Consider the following 16,197-nt stretch of genomic DNA (forward strand, 5'->3'; position numbering starts at 1 on the left):
ACCGGGCTGGGTGGCGCCTCAGGTGTGCGCGGCCTCGGCGAGGGTGCGCATGGCGGTTTCCAGTTCGACCACGCGGTGTTCGTCGACGGGGTGGCCGCAGGCGGTGAGCCAGTTGGCGAGCATGCGGTGGCCGCCCTCGGTGAGCACGGACTCGGGGTGGAACTGGACGCCCTCGACCGGGAGCTCGCGGTGGCGCATGGCCATCACCACGCCGGACTCGGTGCGGCCGGTGACCTCGAACTCGGCGTCCGGGATCGTCTCCGGGAGCACGGTGAGCGAGTGGTAGCGGGTGGCGGTGAACGGATCGGGCAGCCCGGCGAGTACCCCCGCGCCGGTGTGGTGCACCAGGCTCACCTTGCCGTGCCGTAGCTCCGGCGCGCGGTCCACGGTCGCCCCCCAGGCCACGCCGATCGCCTGGTGGCCCAGGCACACGCCGAGCACCGGCAGCCGGGCGTCCGCGCAGCGCTTGATCACGTCGATGCTCACGCCGGCCCGCTCCGGGGTGCTCGGGCCGGGGCTGACCAGCACGCCACCGAACCCGGCCAGTGCGTCCGGCCCGGACAGCGCCGGGTCGTCGTTGCGCCGCACCGTGCACTCGGCGCCGAGCTGGGCCAGGTACTGGACCAGGTTGTAGACGAAGCTGTCGTAGTTGTCGACGACCAGTACGCGCATGGCCTCAACGTACTGGCCGCGGCAAACGAGAAGCCGCTGCCCGGGAGGTCCGGCCACTCGGGCAGACCTCGCGCCTCATCGGCCCCTCATGAACCGGTCGCCCGATACGAACGTGTCTCTGCTGAGGGTGTGCGATTCGGGGAGGGAAACCGTTGCGGAAGCTTGCCGTGCTGACCGTGGCCGCGGGGTGCCTGCTGGGTTCCGCGCCGGCCGCGAGCGCCGCGGCGCCGGTTGACGAGGCTACCGCGGCGCTGCGGACCACGTCGGTGTACCTGGCGCCGGCCGCGAACCGGAACCTCGACGTCGAGGCCGTCCGCCGGGCCATCGGCAACGAGCCGATCAAGATCGCGATCATCCCCCGGATCGATAGCGTCAACGACGTGGCCGTGCTGCCCCGGCAGATGGCCGCCGCGTTGCCCGGCAACACCATCGGGGTGATCTCCGGGCGGTACTTCTACGCCGGCTCCGAGGTGGTCTGCGCGGGCGCCGCCGGCCGGGCCGCGGCGGACGCGATCAACGGCAACGAGGCGGCGCTGGACGCCAACAACACCCCGGACAACCCGAGCGACCTGACCAAGCCGGTGAGCGACTTCGTGGCCGCGGTCAAGGCCGCGCCGAAGTGCCCGACCGAGGCCGGCCGGCTCGACCGGTACGCCGACCAGCCGGGTGGCGGCGCGGCCGTGGCCGGCCCGGACGACACGGCGACCGTGCTGCCCTGGGTGCTCGGCGGCATCGGGCTCGGCGTGCTGGTCGTGGCCACGCTGGTGCTGCTCACCCGGCGGCGCACCCGCGGCACCGCCACACAGCACCGGGACGAGGCGCACACGCTGGTGCGCCAACTCGGCGAGGAGCTGGCCGAGCTCCCCGAGGAGGGCGACGCCCGCGCCGAAGCGGCCGCCAAGCACGGCGAAGCCGAGGCGATCCTGGTCAGCGCCACCACCGACGAGCAGTTCGCGGCCGCCCGGCAGGCCGCCCTTGACGGACTCACCGCCGCCCGGAACGCCCGCGCGGCCTGGACCGGAGGTAGGTAGCCGTGGTCAAGCAACTCACCCCACGGGCGCGGGATGCCGCACAGCGCAAGGTCAACCGGATCACCATCGGGATCATCGCGGCGAGCATCGCGGCGACCGCCGGCATCGGCGCCGGGATCGCGGTGGCCGCGCCGCCGCCCAAGCAGAACAACAAGACCGACTACGGCCAGAAGACGAAGACCAAGCCGGCCACCAAACCGACGAACGCCGGCCAGGCGCAGCCGCCGGTCAACGACAAGCCGGAGAGCTCCAGCGGCGACGAGACGACCACGTCGGGTGGATCATGAGCGACGTCAGCTTCCCCGCCCTCGGCACCACCGCGCACCTGCTGGTGACCGAACCGGCCATGCTGGCCACGGCCGAGGCGCTGCTCCGTGAGTTCCTCGACGACCTCGACCTGGCGTGCAGCCGTTTCCGGCCCGACTCCGCACTGTCCACTGTAAACAGTCAAGGTGGCGGGTCCGATGTGGACCCGGTGCTGTTTGCCGCGCTCGAGGTCGCACTCCAGGCCGCCCGGGACACCGACGGCCTGGTCGACCCGGCGCTCGGCCGGTGCCTGGTCGCGCTCGGCTACGACCGCGACTTCGGCTCTGTGCCAAAGGCTTCCCGGCGCCGGGTCCGTCCACTTCGGCCGGTTGCGACCTGGCGGGAGATCACCCTGGACGCGTCGGCCCGGTCGGTCACCCTCCCCGCGGGGGTTCAGCTCGATCTCGGCGCGACCGCGAAGGCCTGGGCCGCGGACGTGGCCGCCCGGGAGATCGCCGGGCGGCTCGACTGCGGCGTGCTGGTGAACCTCGGCGGCGACCTGTCGATCGCCGGGCCGGCACCGGCGGGCGGCTGGGGCGTGCGGGTCACCGCGGACCACCGGATCAGCACCGGCGGCCAGGTGGTCGCCCTGCGCTCCGGGGGCCTGGCGACGTCCAGCACCACCGCGCGCACCTGGAAGCGCGCCGACGAGGTGCTGCACCACGTGCTGGATCCGGCGACCGGCCTGCCGGCCCAACGGATCTGGCGCTACGTCTCGGTGGCCGCGGCCGACTGCGTCACCGCGAACACCGCGGCCACCGCCGCGCTCATCCTCGGCCACCGCGCCCCGGAATGGCTGGGCGAAAGGGATCTGGCCGCCCGGCTGGTCGCCGCCGACGGCTCGGTCACCGCGATCGCCGGCTGGCCCCACGAAGCAGAACTATCCACTGTGGAGGTAGCGTGATCACCGCCGCGCCGCTGATCAGCGAAAGCTCCTACTGGTACCTGACAAGGGCCAGCGGGTTCGTCTCGCTCGTCCTGTTCTCCGTGGCGTTCACGCTCGGTCTGCTCACCGCGGGTCGGGTCGTCTCGCCGCGCTGGCCCCGGTTCGTCACCGAGAGCCTGCACCGCAGCGTCTCGCTGGTCGCGGTGTGCCTGATGGTCCTGCATGTGGTCACGATCCTGCTCGACCGCTACGTCAAGATCGAGCTTCAGGACGCGTTCGTCCCGTTCGTCTCGGCGTACCTGCCGTTCTGGGTCGGCCTCGGCGCGACGGCCTTCGACGTGATCATCGTGCTGGTGCTGACCAGCCTGCTGCGCACCCGGCTCAACCGGTTCTGGTGGCGCGCCGTGCACTGGCTGGCCTACCTCGGCTGGCCGATCGCGCTCGGGCACACGATCGGCATCGGCACCGACCGGCTCTGGGTGCTCGGCGTGGTCGCCGCGTCCGTGCTGATGGTGCTGACCGCCGGCGTGTACCGGGTGACCGGCTGGCGGCGCGTGGCAGTCAGGAGACCGTTGTGAGCACACCCCAACTCGTCCACTACGACGGCCGGCCCCGGCTGCTGAGCGGCTGGCTGACCACCGGCCGGCCGGCCGCCCTCGGCGAGCACGCGACGGTGCACGGCCAGTTGCCGCTCCAGGTCGTGCCGCAACTGATCGACATGGTCGGCCGGGCCGGCCTACGCGGGCGCGGCGGCGCCTGGTTCCCCACCGGCCGAAAACTGGCCACGGTGGCGAGGAACGGCCGCGACGCCGGCGGCACACACGTGATCGTCAACGGGGCGGAGAGCGAACCCGCCGCAGGCAAGGACAAACTGCTGCTGCGCGCGGTCCCGCACCTGGTGCTGGACGGCGCGGAGCTGGCTGCGCTCGCGGTCGGCGCGAAGAAGGTGACCGTGTGCGTGCACCGCGGCACCGGCCTCGGCCAGGGGATCGCCGCGGCCATCGCCGAGCGGGCCGCGAACAACTGGGGCGGCAAGGCGATCGGCCTGACCGTCGAGGTGATGGAGCCGCCGCGCTGGTACGTCTCCAGCGAGTCCACGGCGCTGGCCAGCTGGGTCGGCGGCGGCGAGGGCAAACCGCGCGACGTGTCCACGTACAAGGCGGGCGTCGGCGGCAAACCGACCCTGGTGTCCAACACCGAGACGTTCGCCCATCTCGGCCTGATCGCCCGGCACGGCCCGGACTGGTTCCGCCTGGCCGGCACCGGCGACGCCCCGGGCACGGCGCTGTTCACGGTCAGCGGCGCGGTCCGCGCGCGCGGCGTCTACGAGCTTCCGGTCGGCGCCACCGGCAACGACATCCTGCGGGTGGCCGACGGCACCACCGAGCCGCTGCAGGCCGTGCTGCTGGGCGGCTACGGCGGCGCCTGGGTGATCCCGAGCGTTCTCGGGGTGCCGTTCACGCCGGAGGCGCTCAAGCCCTGGGGGGCCTCGCCGGGCGCCGGCGTGGTGGTCGCCCTGCCGGCCGGCGCGTGCGGGTTGGTGGAGACCGTCCGGGTGGCCGCCTGGCTCGCCTCGCAGAACGCCCGCCAGTGCGGCCCGTGCTTCAACGGCCTGCCGTCGATCGCCGACGACCTGGCCCGGGTCACCTGGGCGCGGGACCGGGTTGCCCTGGACCGCCTGCGGTTCCGCATGGGCATGGTGAACAAGCGCGGCGCCTGCGCGCATCCGGACGGCGTGGTCATGCTCGTGGACAGCGCGCTGCGGGTGTTCGGCGGCTGCGTCGAGCACCATCTCGCCGGCCGCGGTTGCCCGGGCCTCTACCGGCCGCCGATGCTGCCGGTTCCGGCCCCGCCGAACGTGAGCGAGGGATGGCGATGAGCGGGCCGGCGGTGTCTGGACTGACGAGCAGCGCAGGGAGCGAGCGCCAGCGAGCGACCGAGCAGCGCAGGAGGGAAGACACCGCGTCAAGGCCCGCTCCCGCGAGCGGAGCGAGCCGATTGGACACAGCATGAGCGAACGCCTGCACGTCAACATGATCGAGTGCGATGGCCACGGGTTGTGCGCGGAGCTGGTGCCCGAGCTGATCGGGCTGGACGAGTGGGGCTACCCGGTGATCTCGCCCGATCCCGTGCCGCGGAACCTCTCCCGGCACGCCAAGCGGGCTGTCACGCTCTGCCCGATGCTCGCCCTGAAGCTGGACGCCGGCCGCCAGAAGTAGGCGCGATCACTGGGTCGTGACCTCGTTGAACGGCAGAAGTGGCTCCAGCCAAGGGAAAACCACGAACATCAGCAAGGCCACCACGCCGGCGACCAGGACCACCGCGGTGCCGATGCGGACCGCCAGCGGGCCGGGCAGGTGCCGCCAGATCCAGCCGTACATCAGCTTTCCTTCATCTCGGGCGGCGGTTGGTTGGCGGGCAACCGATCCTTCGGGTGCTGGTCGACGAGCCGGGCGTGGATGATCAGCCGCTGCTTGGCGGAGAACTTCGGGTGGCAGGTGGTCAGCGTGAGCAGCGGCTCCTGCGAGGACTTGGCGAGCTTCGCGTTCGGCTTGTGCGGAATCGACGCGATCACCGAGCCGTCGGTCGGCTTCACGATCTCCATGCCGACCGTCTGCGTGTAGTCCGCCGGGATCGGGTCGACCTCCTGCACCCGCCCCTCGGACCCGACCACGTTGCAGTGCGGCTTGGACGTCTTGAGCTGCGCCCAGTTCTTCACCTCGCCGGACATCGGCAGCACGCGGTAGACGTACCAGCTGGTCTTGGTTTCGACGAGGATCGAGTCGCAGGACGTGAGCAGGTCCAGGTCGTTGAACGGGGCGCCCTTGCCGACCCGGTGCCCGGCGACGGCGAAGTTGCCCGGCTCGCCGGGATAGGCGGTGTCGGTGTAGTGCCCCGGCCCCACCTCGAGCGACTTCTCCGTGGTGCCCTCGACGATCGTGAAGTGGTAGTCCGGCCCGAACGAGGGGATGTAGAGCTTGGCGAAACCGTCGCCTTCCTTGAGCCCCTCGAAGTGATCGACCCGCTGCGGGTCCTCCTTGCCGACGGTCCACTGGTCGTCCAGCGCCGCGGTGGCGTCGCGCTGCTTGCCGGCGGAGAGCCAGTCCGTCACGTACACCTCGTAGACCACGAACAGCAGCAGCACCACGCCGAGCGTGATCAGCACCTCGCCGACGGTTCGAACCACCGTGCGCACCGGGTCCGGGCGGGCACCCCGGCGGCCCCGGCGGGGCGCGGGAACATCCGGGCCGGTCAGGGCCCCGGAGATGTGCCCAATACCCTGGCGGGTGTCCTCGACACTGCCCACGCGTCCTCCCGGCGAAGCGCTCACCCTATGCTCTAGTGGTTCGTCGGCCTGCTCGGTTACGTTAACGTGTTGAGTCAGGCTCCATAGTCAGGTGAGGACTCTCGATGCCCAAGTCCAAGGTCCGCAAGAAGGATGTATACACCGCACCGGCCGATCGCCGGACGCCGGTGAAGGTGAAGTCGGCCGGACCGTCCCACCCGATCTACGTCGCGGTGATGCTCGCCGTGATGATCCTCGGCCTGGCCTGGCTGGTGGTCAACTACATCGCCGGCGAGAAGGTCCCGGTCATGAAAGACCTGGGCAACTGGAACTTCGCCATCGGCTTCGCGCTGATGATCGGCGGGCTGCTGATGACCATGCGGTGGCGCTGACCGTTTGTTTTCGCGCCGCCGGTTATTCATACCGATACGGCCATTCAGCGTAGCGTCACTGAAACACACGGCTGTAACTCATCCCCAGTGTGGACAACCCCTGTGGACAACCAAGCCCTGCCCGAAACCCGTTCCTGGGCGCCGATTCCGGCCCTGGTAGGCCTCGCGTGGGTGCTGGCCGCCGGAGTGGTCGGCTGGGTGCTGCTGACCGATGACGCGCCGGGCCGGCTGCTGCTCGGCGTCGTCGCGCTGGTGCTGTTCCTGCTCGGCCTGTTCGGCACCGTGGCCCGGCCCCGGCTCGCCGCCGACCAGACCGGGATCACCGTGCGCGGGCTGCTCAGCCGGCGGCGCTGGGCCTGGGCCGAGGTGAACGTGCGGCTGGCGCACACCCGGCGGTTCGGCCGGGTGGTGACCACGATCGAGCTCGACGCCGACCCGGACCTGGTCGTACTGGGCCGGCTCGACCTCGGCGCCGACCCGGTCGACGTGATGGACGCGATCCTCGCGCTGCGAACCTGATCAGTGGCAGCCGAACTGCGCCGTGCAGAACAGCTCGCTGAGCTGGGCGCCCCGCACCATCGCCAACCCGATCAGCGCCGCGGCGAGGGCCAGCAAGGTGCCGGCCTGCCAGGCGTTGCGGGACCGGCGCGGCGGGTACACCATCGCCGCCGTCGCGATCGCGCCCACGACCAGGCCACCCAGGTGACCCAGGAGCGAGATCCCGGGCAGCGTCACGCTCATGAACACGTTGATGGCGATGATGCCCAGTGCCGGCCCGGGATTGAGCTTGAGCCGGAAGGTCACCACCGCGATGCCGCCCATCAGCCCGAACACCGCACCGGACGCTCCGGCCACCGCCGAGTTCACGTCCCCGAACAGGAACACCGCCACCCCGCCGCCGAGCAGCGACACCAGATACACCGCGGTGAACCGCAGCCGCCCGAGAATCGGCTCGAGATCCCGGCCGAGGATGTACAGCGCGATCATGTTCAACGCGATGTGCACCGGCCCGAAATGCAGGAACCCGGACGTGAACAGCCGCCACCACTCGCCGTCGGCGACGACCCCCGGGGCGAGGTACCAGTCCAGGAACAGCCGGCTGTTCTCGTTGTGCCCCACGCTTTGCGCCTGGTACGCGGTGACGGCGAAGACCACCAGGTTCAGCGCCACCAGCACCGGCATGACCACGAGCCGCTGCGTCGGCTGGGCGCCGGCGACGGTGGTTCCCCGCCGTACGGCGCTCCGGCCCTCGTTCACGCAGTCCACGCACTGGTAGCCGACCGACGCCTCGCGCAGGCACTCCGGGCAGGCCGGGCGGTCACACCGGGTACACCGCAGTCCCGTCGGCCGGTCCGGGTGCCGCGCGCAGCTCGGCATCGCCGCCTGCGTCCCCCAGGATTGCGGCGGTTCCGGCGGAGTGCTCAATTGGACCAGCACCTCGCAAGCTCGGTGCCGGCAACCCTCTCGCCTCGCAAGCTCGGCGACAGGGCGGTACCTATTGGCTCGCTCGCAAGCTCACTCACTAGCCCTCGGACTTCTCGATGGTGATCCGCTCGATCACGACGTCCTTGACCGGCCGGTCGGCCTTGGTCGCGGCGCGTGCGATCTCATCAACCACGGTACGCGAATCCTGGTCGGCGACCTCGCCGAAGATCGTGTGCTTGAAGTTGAGCCAGGTCGCCGGCGCCACCGTGATGAAGAACTGCGAGCCGTTCCGGTTCGGCTGGCCGGGGTTGGCCATCGCCAGCAGGTACGGCCTGTTGAACTGCAGCTCCGGGTGGAACTCGTCGGCGAAGTTGTACCCGGGCCCGCCTCTGCCGGTACCGGTCGGGTCGCCGCCCTGGATCATGAACCCGTCGATCACCCGGTGGAAGATCGACCCGTCGAAATAGGGGCCGGTCTGCGCGCCCTTGGCGTTGGCCGGGGAGTACTCCTTCGTGCCCTCGGCGAGGCCCACGAAGTTCGCCACGGTTTTGGGTGCGTGATCAGGGAAAAGGTTCAGCCGGATAGCACCCTGCGTGGTGTGCAGGGTGGCCGCCACTTTCATCCCAACGAAGGAACCGCTGCTGTCTGCCACCTGGTCATCGTGCCATCTTGGGCAGGATTGCCCGGCAGGGGGCACGATGGAAACGTCCCACTGAGCCACTGGAGCACACGATGGACGAGGTGAAGTCGATGACTCGGGCCGGAGAGACGGTCGGCAAGGCCGTCGCGGCCGGCCTGGATGTGATGCGCCGGGCCGGTCACGCCGGCGCCGAGGCGACCGCACGGGCCGCGCACGCCGCCGAGCACAAGCTGACCGAACACGGCGTCGGCCCCCAGCAACTGGGCGAGGCGCTGGCGGAAGGCGCCCAGGTCGCCCGCGACGAGATGGCCAAGACCACCCGCCGGGCGCGCCGCCGGCTCGCCCGCACCGCCAAGCACACCCGCAAGGAACTGGCCAAGGCGGCCAAAGACGCCCGCAAGGAAGCGGCAACGGTCAAGGCCAAGACCAGAAAGGTCGCCGCCACAACCAAGAGCGAGCTCAAGGCTGCGGCCAAAGCCGGCAAGAAGGCCGCCGCCAAGGAATCGGGCCACCGGCGCCGCCGCTGGCCCCTCCTCGTGCTGGCCGTCGGCATCGGCGCGAGCGTCGCCTACCTGCGCCGCTCGAAGTCCGAGCCCATCCCCTCCGCCCCGGAGCCCCGCGCACCCGAGGCCGAGCCCAGGGCGGCGACCCCGCGCCCCGAGTCCGAGGAATCCGAGAAGAGCCAGCACAACGGGCAGACCAAGCCCAAGCCGGCCACCCGCCCGAACTAGCAAGTGCGCTGAAGGCGTCGTTCCTCGCGCTGGCCGTGCGGAACGACGCCTTCACCGCATCCAGAGTCAGAGCGCCAACGCGGCAATGGTCTGCTCCGCCACCCGCTTGGCCTTGATCGTCTGCTTCTGGTTCGTCGTGATCACGACCGCCGACTTCTCCTTCGCCACGGCGAACACGGCCCCGGTGCTGGTCGACTGCGAACCACCCGCCCAGCCGTCCGCCAGGGTCGCCGGATCGGCCGTGCTCACCGGCGCCACCTTGTCCACCAACGCCTTCGCACTGCCCGCGTCCCCCACATACACCTGCACGCTCAGCTGGATCTTCCCGTCCGACCGGTAGAAGAAGCACGCCGGATGCGGCTTGTCCGCCGACACCCGCACCTTCCCCACCCGCTGCCCGTTCGCATCAGCGACGTACGCACTCTCCAGGTAAGGACACTTCGCCTCGACCCCCGGCACCGGATTCGCCGGCGGCACCGCACTGGTGGTCGGCACGGTCGTCTCCGGCGCACTCGCAGGCGGCACCTCCGGCTGCGCGGCCGGCTTGGCGGTACATGCCGCCAGCCCGGCCACCAGGCAGCCCATCATGATCACGGCTCGTCGACCCATAGCGCCGCACAGTCAACCAGATCCGTGATGGACCTCAAACATGGTAGAGTTTTTATAACTCACGGGTGGAGGTGGCGTGGCTGCACCGGCGATTGCGGTGTACAAGGACGATGACGCACCGCGCATGCTCGCCTCGCTGGGTATCCGGCTCGAATGGCTGGATGACGCAATCCGCGCAGGGTTCGACGCCGCCATCAACACCTCGACGGACGAGCCGTCAGTCGCGGCCGGGTTCAAGAACTGGATGGCCAGGGTCGGTACGCTGCGCCAGCGCCTGCGGGAGGAGGCCGACTGGGTCCGGTCCGACCAGCTCAACATCCCGCTGGTGCGCAACCCCGAGAAGACGATCGCGCTCGGCGTCATGCTGGGTAACGAGATCACCGGCTTCTCCTACGGCGGTCAGATGACCAGCAAACGCCCGATGGGCCCGGCGTATGCCAAGGTCACCGCGGGCAACCACACCCTTCCCCTGCTGAGCAGGGCCGAAGTGGCCGGCACGGGCCTCCTCGAGGATCACGAGCTGGCCGAGCTCAACATCTGGTTCCTGCTCATCAACGCCGTGCCGGACAGCGGTGAACTACACGTGCATCGCGAGGTATCCCTGCCGGCGCCCACTACCGAAGGCAGCAAGATCACCTCCTGGTTGGCGCGGATCCTGTTGCCGCCCATGAACCTCGGCCCGGTCGTGCTCCCGGGCGGCGTCCCCGGGAACCTCGAGGGCCTGGACGTTCTCGTCGAGCCGCTGTAGCTCCAGTTCGCCGCGTCGACAACAATGAGCCGGCCATGTTCAATCCGCAGCGCCTCGTCCTGGCCCGAAAGCGGCGCGGGCTCACCGCCACCGAGCTCGCCCGCCGAGTCGCGCTGACCGGGCAGAGCATCTCCAACTACGAGCGCGGCCGCAGCACCCCATCCGCGCGCACGCTCGACCGGATCGCCGCCGAGCTCGGCTTCCCCCTACCCTTTTTCAGCGGTCCGGACATCCCCGACCTGCCCGAGCCCGCCCTCGCGTTCCGCGCCCGCACCAAGCTCGCCGCGTCCCAACGGGATGCTGCACGCGGCGCCGCCTGCCTCGCCATCGAGTTCAACTCCTGGCTGGAGCGCCACTTCCGCCTCCCCGAACCCGATGTGCCCACATTGGACAAACCCGATCCCGAGACCGCGGCCGAGATGGTCCGCTCCCGCTGGGCTCTCGGTACCACCCCCATCCCGAACACCGTGCATCTCCTCGAGGCCCACGGCGTCCGCGTCTTCTCCCTCGCCACCGACTGCACCGAAGTCGACGCCTTCTCCTTCTGGCACAACGGACGCCCCTTCGTCATCCTCAACATGCTGAAGTCCGCCGAACGCGGCCGCTTCGACGCCGCCCACGAACTGGGCCATCTCGTACTCCACTCCGGCTCCGCCCCCCACGACGAGTTCGAAGCCAACGCCTTCGCCGCCGCCGTCCTCATGCCCCGCACCAGCATCCAGGAGCAGCTCCCCCCATCCCCCCTGCTCACCCACATCCTCCGAGCCAAACACGCCTGGAAAGTCTCCGCCCTGGCCCTGACCTACCGCCTGCACGACCTGGGCCTTCTCACCGACTGGCAATACCGCCACACCTGCGTCGAACTGGCCAAACGCGGCTACCGCCGAGCTGAACCCGACGGCCTCCCCCGCGAAAACTCCCAACTCCTCACCAAGGTCTGGCAACACCTCCGCCACACCGGCACCACACCCACCGACGCAGCTGCCGCCCTCAACATCACCCCCGAAGACCTCCACAGCCTCACGTTCGGCCTCACTCTGGGCCCTACGCCCGGATCTGGCGGGTTTCCCGGCACGGGCACACCGCTCGTCCGCCCCAAACTGGCGCTGGTACGCGATCCAGACGGGCGTCGGCCACCGGCCGAACAAGCCGGCAACTAGCTCGGCTTCGTCAGCCGCAGAGCAGACGGCCGGCGTTCGGTGCGCGGTTCGAGGACGGTGTCGGATCCCCAGGTGTGTTCGCTGCCGGTGACGAGCAGATCAGGGAGCACGGACAGGGCAGCGGTCACGTTGCCGCCGTCCATGAACACCAGGAGGTTCCGGCGTCGTACTAGCTGCGGGCTCGGCCCCGCAAAATGATGACGGACGACGCAGTCCGCGGACACACGTCCGCCGAGGACGTGGAGACGAGGGGAATCGAACCCCTAACCCCTGCCTTGCAAAGGCAGTGCTCTGCCAATTGAGCTACGTCCCCAGGCGGCGCGGGCCCGAGCCCGCACCGAAAGCTACTTCTTGGCGTCGCCAGCCGGGGCCGTGGCCTCGCGCCACAAGTCCGCCTCAGCCTTGGCCGCGCTCTTCCGCCGCAACACGAAGAACACCCCGCCAGCGGCGACCGCGAGTGCGAGCAACTTCTTCACGTTCAATGCCTCCCTTGGCACAACGACCATGACCCACACGGGCCTGCCTGCTAGAACCCCCAGTCTGCCACAACCCCACCCACGCCCACCCGGCCCAACCCACCAACCACGAGCATCAGTCGAGGTGTGCGACCCGCCCCGGGGTCCAAGGGCCGAAGCCCCATGCTGGTCCAAACCAACGCCCCCAGCGCCGGGTCAGAAGGAGCTAGCACCGTGGGGGGTTTGGGGGCTCGGCCCCAACATGATGACGACCGACCAGGCGAGGCGGCACCGCCGCCAAGCAGGCCAAGCCAGAGGTCGTGGGCCTAGGAGGACTTGAACCTCCGACCTCTTCGTTATCAGCGAAGCGCTCTAACCGTCTGAGCTATAGGCCCGGGTGCGCGAGGAAGGTTACCTGAACCGTTGGTGCGGCCTCAAACCAGTACCTCACTCCCGTTCGGCGAGGGTGACTTCGAGACCGCCGACGAGGTCCGCGGAGACGTTGTAGACGAACGCGCCGACCGTGGCGAGGGCGCTGAACAGGACGATGTTGACGGCGCCGACGATGGCGGCGATGCCGAAGACGCGGCCGGCGCTGATCAGGGGTTGGGAGCTGCCCTCGTTGCCCTGGAGCAGGTCGGTGGAGATGCCGTTGACCTTGTCCCAGACGCCCATGCCGTCGAGGACGGCGTAGAGCGCGCCGACGGCGACGAGCCAGACGAAGAACAGGGCGACGCCGAGGACCAGGGAGAGCTTGAGGACCGACCAGGGGTCGAAGCGCTTGATCTGCAGGTTGGCCCGGCGGGGACCGCGGCCGGGGCGGCGCAGCACGTTGGGCGCGGAGGCGGTGGCTGTGGGCGGGCGTGGGATGCCGGCGCCGGGGGTGGCGCCTTCGAGGTGGACGGTGGTGCGCGGGGGCAGGGCGTAGCCGGTGCCGCTGGGCGGGGTCGGCAGGGGCTCGCCGAACAGCCGGGGGGCGGCGGTGCCGGTGACCACGGGATGGTCCACCGGCACCGCCAGGGTCGGCTCGTCCGAACCGGGGACGGGGCGGGTGAACGCCGCGTCGTGGCTCACCCGCTGCCACGGGGGCGGGGCTCCGTTACCCAGTTCGACGTTCTCGGTCGCCTCGGCCCGGCCGACGGACACGGTGGGTGCGTCGGCAGCCGGGACGTCCTCGGCGGAGACCACCACGGTCGTCCGCTCGGCCTCAGGTTGCGCTTCCTGACCGTTGCGACTCGGCTTCTCGGATGGTGTCACGAGCGTCCCGTCCCCTACCTTTGCTTACTGCGATGGCCCGGCGGCGTCCCCGTCGCCGTTGCCACTCCCGTTCCCGTTGGCATCCGAAGGCTCGTCCGCACTCCGTGCGATCGCGACCAGGCTGGCGCCCTCGCCGAGGTTCATCAACCGCACTCCCTTCGTCTGCCGACCGGCCTTGCGTACCTCCTTGGCGGTGGTCCTGATCACCCCGCCCGTTGACGTGATGGCAAACACCTCGTCGTCGATGTCGACGATGAGCGCACCCACCAGCCTGCCACGCCTGCGGTCATATTGAACGGTGAGTACGCCCTTGCCACCCCGGCCCTGTACCGAGTACTCCTCGATCGGTGTCCGCTTGGCATAGCCGCCGTCCGTCGCGACCAGCACGAACGTGTCCTCCCGGACCACTCCGAGGGTGAGCAGCTCGTCGCCGGTGTTGAACCGCATGCCGAGCACTCCGGACGTCGCCCGGCCCATCGGCCGCATCGCCTCGTCGGTCGCGTGGAACCGGATCGACTGCCCGCCCGCGGAGACCAGCAACAGGTCGTCATCGGCCGAGCACAGCACGGCACCGACCAGCTCGTCGTCCTCACGCAGGTTGATACCGATCAGACCCCCGGTTCGGTTGGAGTCGAAATCGGACAGCTTGCTCTTCTTCACCAGACCGCTCTTCGTGGCGAGCACGAGGTATGGCGCGGCCTCGTAGTCCTTGATCTGGATGACCTGCGCGATGTGCTCGTCCGCCTGGAACGCGAGCAGGTTCGCCACGTGCTGGCCGCGGGCGTTGCGTGAGGCCTCGGGCAGCTCGTAGGCCTTGGCCCGGTACACCCGGCCCTTGTTGGTGAAGAACAGGATCCAGTCGTGGGTGGAGCACACGAAGAAGTGCGCCACGATGTCGTCCTGTTTCAGGCCGGCGCCCTGCACGCCCTTGCCGCCGCGCTTCTGCGCCCGGTACAGGTCGGTCTTGGTGCGCTTGGCGTAGCCGGTGCGGGTGATCGTGACGACCACGTCCTCGACCGCGATCAGGTCCTCGATCGACACCTCGCCGTCGAACGGGATGATCCGGGTGCGCCGGTCGTCGCCATGCTTCTCGACGATCTCCATCAGCTCGTCGCGGACGATCGTGCGCTGCCGCTCGGGGCTGGCCAGGATGTCCTGCAGGTCGGCGATGATCCGCTCGATCTCGGCCAACTCGTCGATGATCTTCTGCCGCTCCAGGGCGGACAGCCGGCGCAGCTGCATGTCCAGGATCGCGGTGGCCTGGATCTGGTCGATGTCGAGCAGCTCCATCAGGCCGGTGCGCGCCTCGTCAACGGTGGGCGAGCGCCGGATCAGCGCGATCACCTCGTCCAGCGCGTCCAGCGCCTTGACCAGGCCGCGCAGGATGTGCGCCTTCTCCTCGGCCTTGCGCAGCCGGAAGCGGGTGCGCCGGACGATGACCTCGACCTGGTGCCGGACGTAGTGCCGGATCATCTGGTCCAGCCGTAGCGTCCGCGGCACGTCGTCGACCAGGGCCAGCATGTTCACACCGAAGTTGTGCTGCAGCTGGGTGTGCTTGTACAGGTTGTTCAGCACCACCTTGGCGACCGCGTCCCGCCTGAGCGTGATCACGATGCGCATGCCGCTGCGCTTGTTGGACTCGTCGGCGATCTCGGAGATGCCGGTGAGCTTCCCGTCCCGGACCAGCTGGGCGATCGTCTCGATCAGGTTGTCCGGGTTGACCTGGTACGGCAGCTCGGTGACGACCAGGATCGTGCGACCCTTGGCATCCTCCTCCGCTTCCACGATGGCGCGCATCCGGATCGAGCCGCGACCGGTGCGGTAGGCGTCCTCGATGCCCTGGGTGCCGAGGATCAGGCCGTGTGTGGGGAAGTCCGGACCCTTGATCCGTTTCATGGCGGCGGCCAGGGTCTCCTCGTCCGAGGCGTCCCAGTTCTCCAGCGCCCAGACCACGGCCTCGGCGACCTCACGCAGGTTGTGCGGCGGGATGTTGGTCGCCATTCCCACCGCGATCCCGCCGCTGCCGTTGATCAGCAGGTTGGGGATGCGGGACGGCAGGACGGTCGGCTCCTGGGTCTTGCCGTCGTAGTTGTCGCGGAAGTCGACGGTGTCCTCGTCGATGTCCCGCAGCATGGCCAAAGCCAGCTGGGTCATCCGCGCTTCGGTATACCTCATGGCGGCTTGTGGATCATTGCCTGGGGAGCCGAAGTTGCCCTGGCCGTCGATCAGCGGGTAGCGCATCGACCACGGCTGGGCCAGCCGCACCAGCGCGTCGTAGATCGCGGTGTCGCCGTGTGGGTGGTAGTTGCCCATCACGTCGCCGACGATGCGCGAGCACTTGACGTGGCTGCGGTCCGGGCGCAGACCGGTGTCGTGCATGGAGTAGAGCACCCGGCGGTGCACGGGCTTGAGCCCGTCGCGGACATCCGGCAGGGCGCGACTCACGATCACGCTCATCGCGTAGTCGATGTAGGAGCGCTGCATCTCCTGCTGGATGTCGACCGGCTCGACGCGATCGCCCTCGGGCGGCACGGTTGTTTCCGTCACGGCGTGGAGCAACCTTTCCGTAAGTCGGTTCTGCGGTGAACTATCAGGCGGT

20 protein-coding genes, 2 tRNA genes and 1 pseudogene are annotated in these 16,197 nt (G+C 69.7%); 11 read left to right on the forward strand and 12 right to left on the reverse strand.

Annotated features, from left to right (window positions below; genetic code table 11):
* Positions 1–18: 18 nt before the first annotated feature.
* Positions 19–672 (reverse strand): aminodeoxychorismate/anthranilate synthase component II, encoded by a 654-nt coding sequence (locus VGR06_RS16210; protein ID WP_327559905.1) that lies wholly within the window; start codon positions 670–672, stop codon positions 19–21.
* A gap of 152 nt (positions 673–824) precedes the next feature.
* Between VGR06_RS16210 and VGR06_RS16215 the strand changes: the two genes are divergently transcribed.
* The 6 genes from VGR06_RS16215 (at position 825) to VGR06_RS16240 (ending at position 5,114) form a co-directional block, all read left to right on the forward strand.
* Positions 825–1,703, forward strand: a complete 879-nt coding sequence (locus VGR06_RS16215) for a hypothetical protein (RefSeq protein WP_327559906.1) — start codon at positions 825–827, stop codon at positions 1,701–1,703.
* A gap of 2 nt (positions 1,704–1,705) precedes the next feature.
* On the forward strand, positions 1,706–1,990 hold the full coding sequence (locus tag VGR06_RS16220; protein ID WP_327559907.1) for a hypothetical protein: 285 nt from the start codon (positions 1,706–1,708) through the stop codon (positions 1,988–1,990).
* Positions 1,987–2,913, forward strand: coding sequence for an FAD:protein FMN transferase (locus VGR06_RS16225; protein WP_327559908.1), 927 nt, complete (start codon positions 1,987–1,989; stop codon positions 2,911–2,913). Before VGR06_RS16220 ends, VGR06_RS16225 begins: the two co-directional genes overlap by 4 nt.
* Positions 2,910–3,473: a ferric reductase-like transmembrane domain-containing protein gene (locus VGR06_RS16230; RefSeq protein ID WP_327559909.1), complete on the forward strand. Its 564-nt coding sequence runs from the start codon at positions 2,910–2,912 to the stop codon at positions 3,471–3,473. Before VGR06_RS16225 ends, VGR06_RS16230 begins: the two co-directional genes overlap by 4 nt.
* On the forward strand, positions 3,470–4,774 hold the full coding sequence (locus tag VGR06_RS16235) for an NADH-ubiquinone oxidoreductase-F iron-sulfur binding region domain-containing protein (protein WP_327559910.1): 1,305 nt from the start codon (positions 3,470–3,472) through the stop codon (positions 4,772–4,774). Before VGR06_RS16230 ends, VGR06_RS16235 begins: the two co-directional genes overlap by 4 nt.
* Positions 4,775–4,904: 130 nt before the next feature.
* On the forward strand, positions 4,905–5,114 hold the full coding sequence (locus VGR06_RS16240) for a ferredoxin (RefSeq protein ID WP_327559911.1): 210 nt from the start codon (positions 4,905–4,907) through the stop codon (positions 5,112–5,114).
* Between the two features lie 6 nt (positions 5,115–5,120).
* Here VGR06_RS16240 and VGR06_RS16245 read toward each other — a convergent pair whose 3' ends face one another.
* Positions 5,121–5,276 (reverse strand): hypothetical protein, encoded by a 156-nt coding sequence (locus VGR06_RS16245; RefSeq protein ID WP_327559912.1) that lies wholly within the window; start codon positions 5,274–5,276, stop codon positions 5,121–5,123.
* Entirely contained in the window at positions 5,276–6,202 is a 927-nt protein-coding gene (locus VGR06_RS16250) for a class E sortase (protein WP_327559913.1), read from the reverse strand. The genes VGR06_RS16245 and VGR06_RS16250 overlap by 1 nt, the downstream gene beginning before the upstream one ends.
* 104 nt (positions 6,203–6,306) lie before the next feature.
* Between VGR06_RS16250 and crgA the strand changes: the two genes are divergently transcribed.
* Together crgA and VGR06_RS16260 are read left to right on the forward strand one after the other, a co-directional pair.
* Positions 6,307–6,573, forward strand: coding sequence for a cell division protein CrgA (gene crgA / locus VGR06_RS16255; protein ID WP_327559914.1), 267 nt, complete (start codon positions 6,307–6,309; stop codon positions 6,571–6,573).
* 102 nt (positions 6,574–6,675) lie between these two features.
* On the forward strand, positions 6,676–7,092 hold the full coding sequence (locus VGR06_RS16260; protein WP_327559915.1) for a PH domain-containing protein: 417 nt from the start codon (positions 6,676–6,678) through the stop codon (positions 7,090–7,092).
* Here VGR06_RS16260 and VGR06_RS16265 read toward each other — a convergent pair whose 3' ends face one another.
* Entirely contained in the window at positions 7,093–7,998 is a 906-nt protein-coding gene (locus VGR06_RS16265) for a rhomboid family intramembrane serine protease (protein WP_414637273.1), read from the reverse strand. It lies immediately after the preceding gene.
* 97 nt (positions 7,999–8,095) lie between these two features.
* Entirely contained in the window at positions 8,096–8,620 is a 525-nt protein-coding gene (locus tag VGR06_RS16270; protein WP_414637275.1) for a peptidylprolyl isomerase, read from the reverse strand.
* 128 nt (positions 8,621–8,748) lie between these two features.
* Here VGR06_RS16270 and VGR06_RS16275 point away from each other — a divergent pair, with 128 nt between their 5' ends.
* The gene (locus tag VGR06_RS16275; RefSeq protein ID WP_327559917.1) at positions 8,749–9,369 is read left to right on the forward strand and encodes a hypothetical protein; all 621 of its coding nucleotides are present in this window, start codon (positions 8,749–8,751) and stop codon (positions 9,367–9,369) included.
* A 66-nt stretch (positions 9,370–9,435) separates the two neighbouring features.
* On the opposite strand, the gene VGR06_RS16280 is transcribed toward VGR06_RS16275, so the two are convergent.
* Entirely contained in the window at positions 9,436–9,978 is a 543-nt protein-coding gene (locus VGR06_RS16280) for a DUF2020 domain-containing protein (RefSeq protein ID WP_327559918.1), read from the reverse strand.
* Positions 9,979–10,054: 76 nt separating this feature from the next.
* Between VGR06_RS16280 and VGR06_RS16285 the strand changes: the two genes are divergently transcribed.
* Together VGR06_RS16285 and VGR06_RS16290 are read left to right on the forward strand one after the other, a co-directional pair.
* A complete protein-coding gene (locus tag VGR06_RS16285) occupies positions 10,055–10,726 on the forward strand; it encodes a hypothetical protein (protein ID WP_327559919.1) in 672 nt (223 codons plus the stop codon).
* Between the two features lie 35 nt (positions 10,727–10,761).
* Positions 10,762–11,886, forward strand: a complete 1,125-nt coding sequence (locus VGR06_RS16290; RefSeq protein ID WP_327559920.1) for an XRE family transcriptional regulator — start codon at positions 10,762–10,764, stop codon at positions 11,884–11,886.
* On the opposite strand, the gene VGR06_RS16295 is transcribed toward VGR06_RS16290, so the two are convergent.
* From VGR06_RS16295 to gyrA, 6 genes and pseudogenes are all read right to left on the reverse strand, one after another.
* Positions 11,883–12,029, reverse strand: coding sequence for a hypothetical protein (locus VGR06_RS16295; RefSeq protein WP_327559921.1), 147 nt, complete (start codon positions 12,027–12,029; stop codon positions 11,883–11,885). The genes VGR06_RS16290 and VGR06_RS16295 overlap by 4 nt on opposite strands.
* A 97-nt stretch (positions 12,030–12,126) precedes the next feature.
* Positions 12,127–12,199, reverse strand: a tRNA-Ala gene (locus VGR06_RS16300).
* A 52-nt stretch (positions 12,200–12,251) separates the two neighbouring features.
* Positions 12,252–12,362: pseudogene (locus tag VGR06_RS16305) on the reverse strand (DLW-39 family protein); the annotation flags it as partial.
* 300 nt (positions 12,363–12,662) lie between these two features.
* Positions 12,663–12,736 (reverse strand) — tRNA-Ile (locus VGR06_RS16310).
* 52 nt (positions 12,737–12,788) lie between these two features.
* Entirely contained in the window at positions 12,789–13,598 is an 810-nt protein-coding gene (locus tag VGR06_RS16315; protein WP_327559922.1) for a DUF3566 domain-containing protein, read from the reverse strand.
* 24 nt (positions 13,599–13,622) lie between these two features.
* Positions 13,623–16,145: a DNA gyrase subunit A gene (gyrA, locus tag VGR06_RS16320; RefSeq protein ID WP_327559923.1), complete on the reverse strand. Its 2,523-nt coding sequence runs from the start codon at positions 16,143–16,145 to the stop codon at positions 13,623–13,625.
* Positions 16,146–16,197: the final 52 nt, after the last annotated feature.

The sequence above is a fragment of the Actinophytocola sp. genome (assembly GCF_036002505.1).
In the GTDB taxonomy this organism is placed as follows: domain Bacteria; phylum Actinomycetota; class Actinomycetes; order Mycobacteriales; family Pseudonocardiaceae; genus DASYTH01.

Coding starts and splice junctions, on each gene's coding strand:
- VGR06_RS16210 (WP_327559905.1), bottom strand. CDS start 672: ATGCGCGTACTGGTCGTCGACAACTACGACAGCTTCGTCTACAACCTG.
- VGR06_RS16225 (WP_327559908.1), top strand. CDS start 1,987: ATGAGCGACGTCAGCTTCCCCGCCCTCGGCACCACCGCGCACCTGCTG.
- VGR06_RS16240 (WP_327559911.1), top strand. CDS start 4,905: ATGAGCGAACGCCTGCACGTCAACATGATCGAGTGCGATGGCCACGGG.
- VGR06_RS16245 (WP_327559912.1), bottom strand. CDS start 5,276: ATGTACGGCTGGATCTGGCGGCACCTGCCCGGCCCGCTGGCGGTCCGC.
- crgA (WP_327559914.1), top strand. CDS start 6,307: ATGCCCAAGTCCAAGGTCCGCAAGAAGGATGTATACACCGCACCGGCC.
- VGR06_RS16270 (WP_414637275.1), bottom strand. CDS start 8,620: ATGAAAGTGGCGGCCACCCTGCACACCACGCAGGGTGCTATCCGGCTG.
- VGR06_RS16275 (WP_327559917.1), top strand. CDS start 8,749: ATGACTCGGGCCGGAGAGACGGTCGGCAAGGCCGTCGCGGCCGGCCTG.
- VGR06_RS16280 (WP_327559918.1), bottom strand. CDS start 9,978: ATGGGTCGACGAGCCGTGATCATGATGGGCTGCCTGGTGGCCGGGCTG.
- VGR06_RS16290 (WP_327559920.1), top strand. CDS start 10,762: ATGTTCAATCCGCAGCGCCTCGTCCTGGCCCGAAAGCGGCGCGGGCTC.
- VGR06_RS16295 (WP_327559921.1), bottom strand. CDS start 12,029: ATGGACGGCGGCAACGTGACCGCTGCCCTGTCCGTGCTCCCTGATCTG.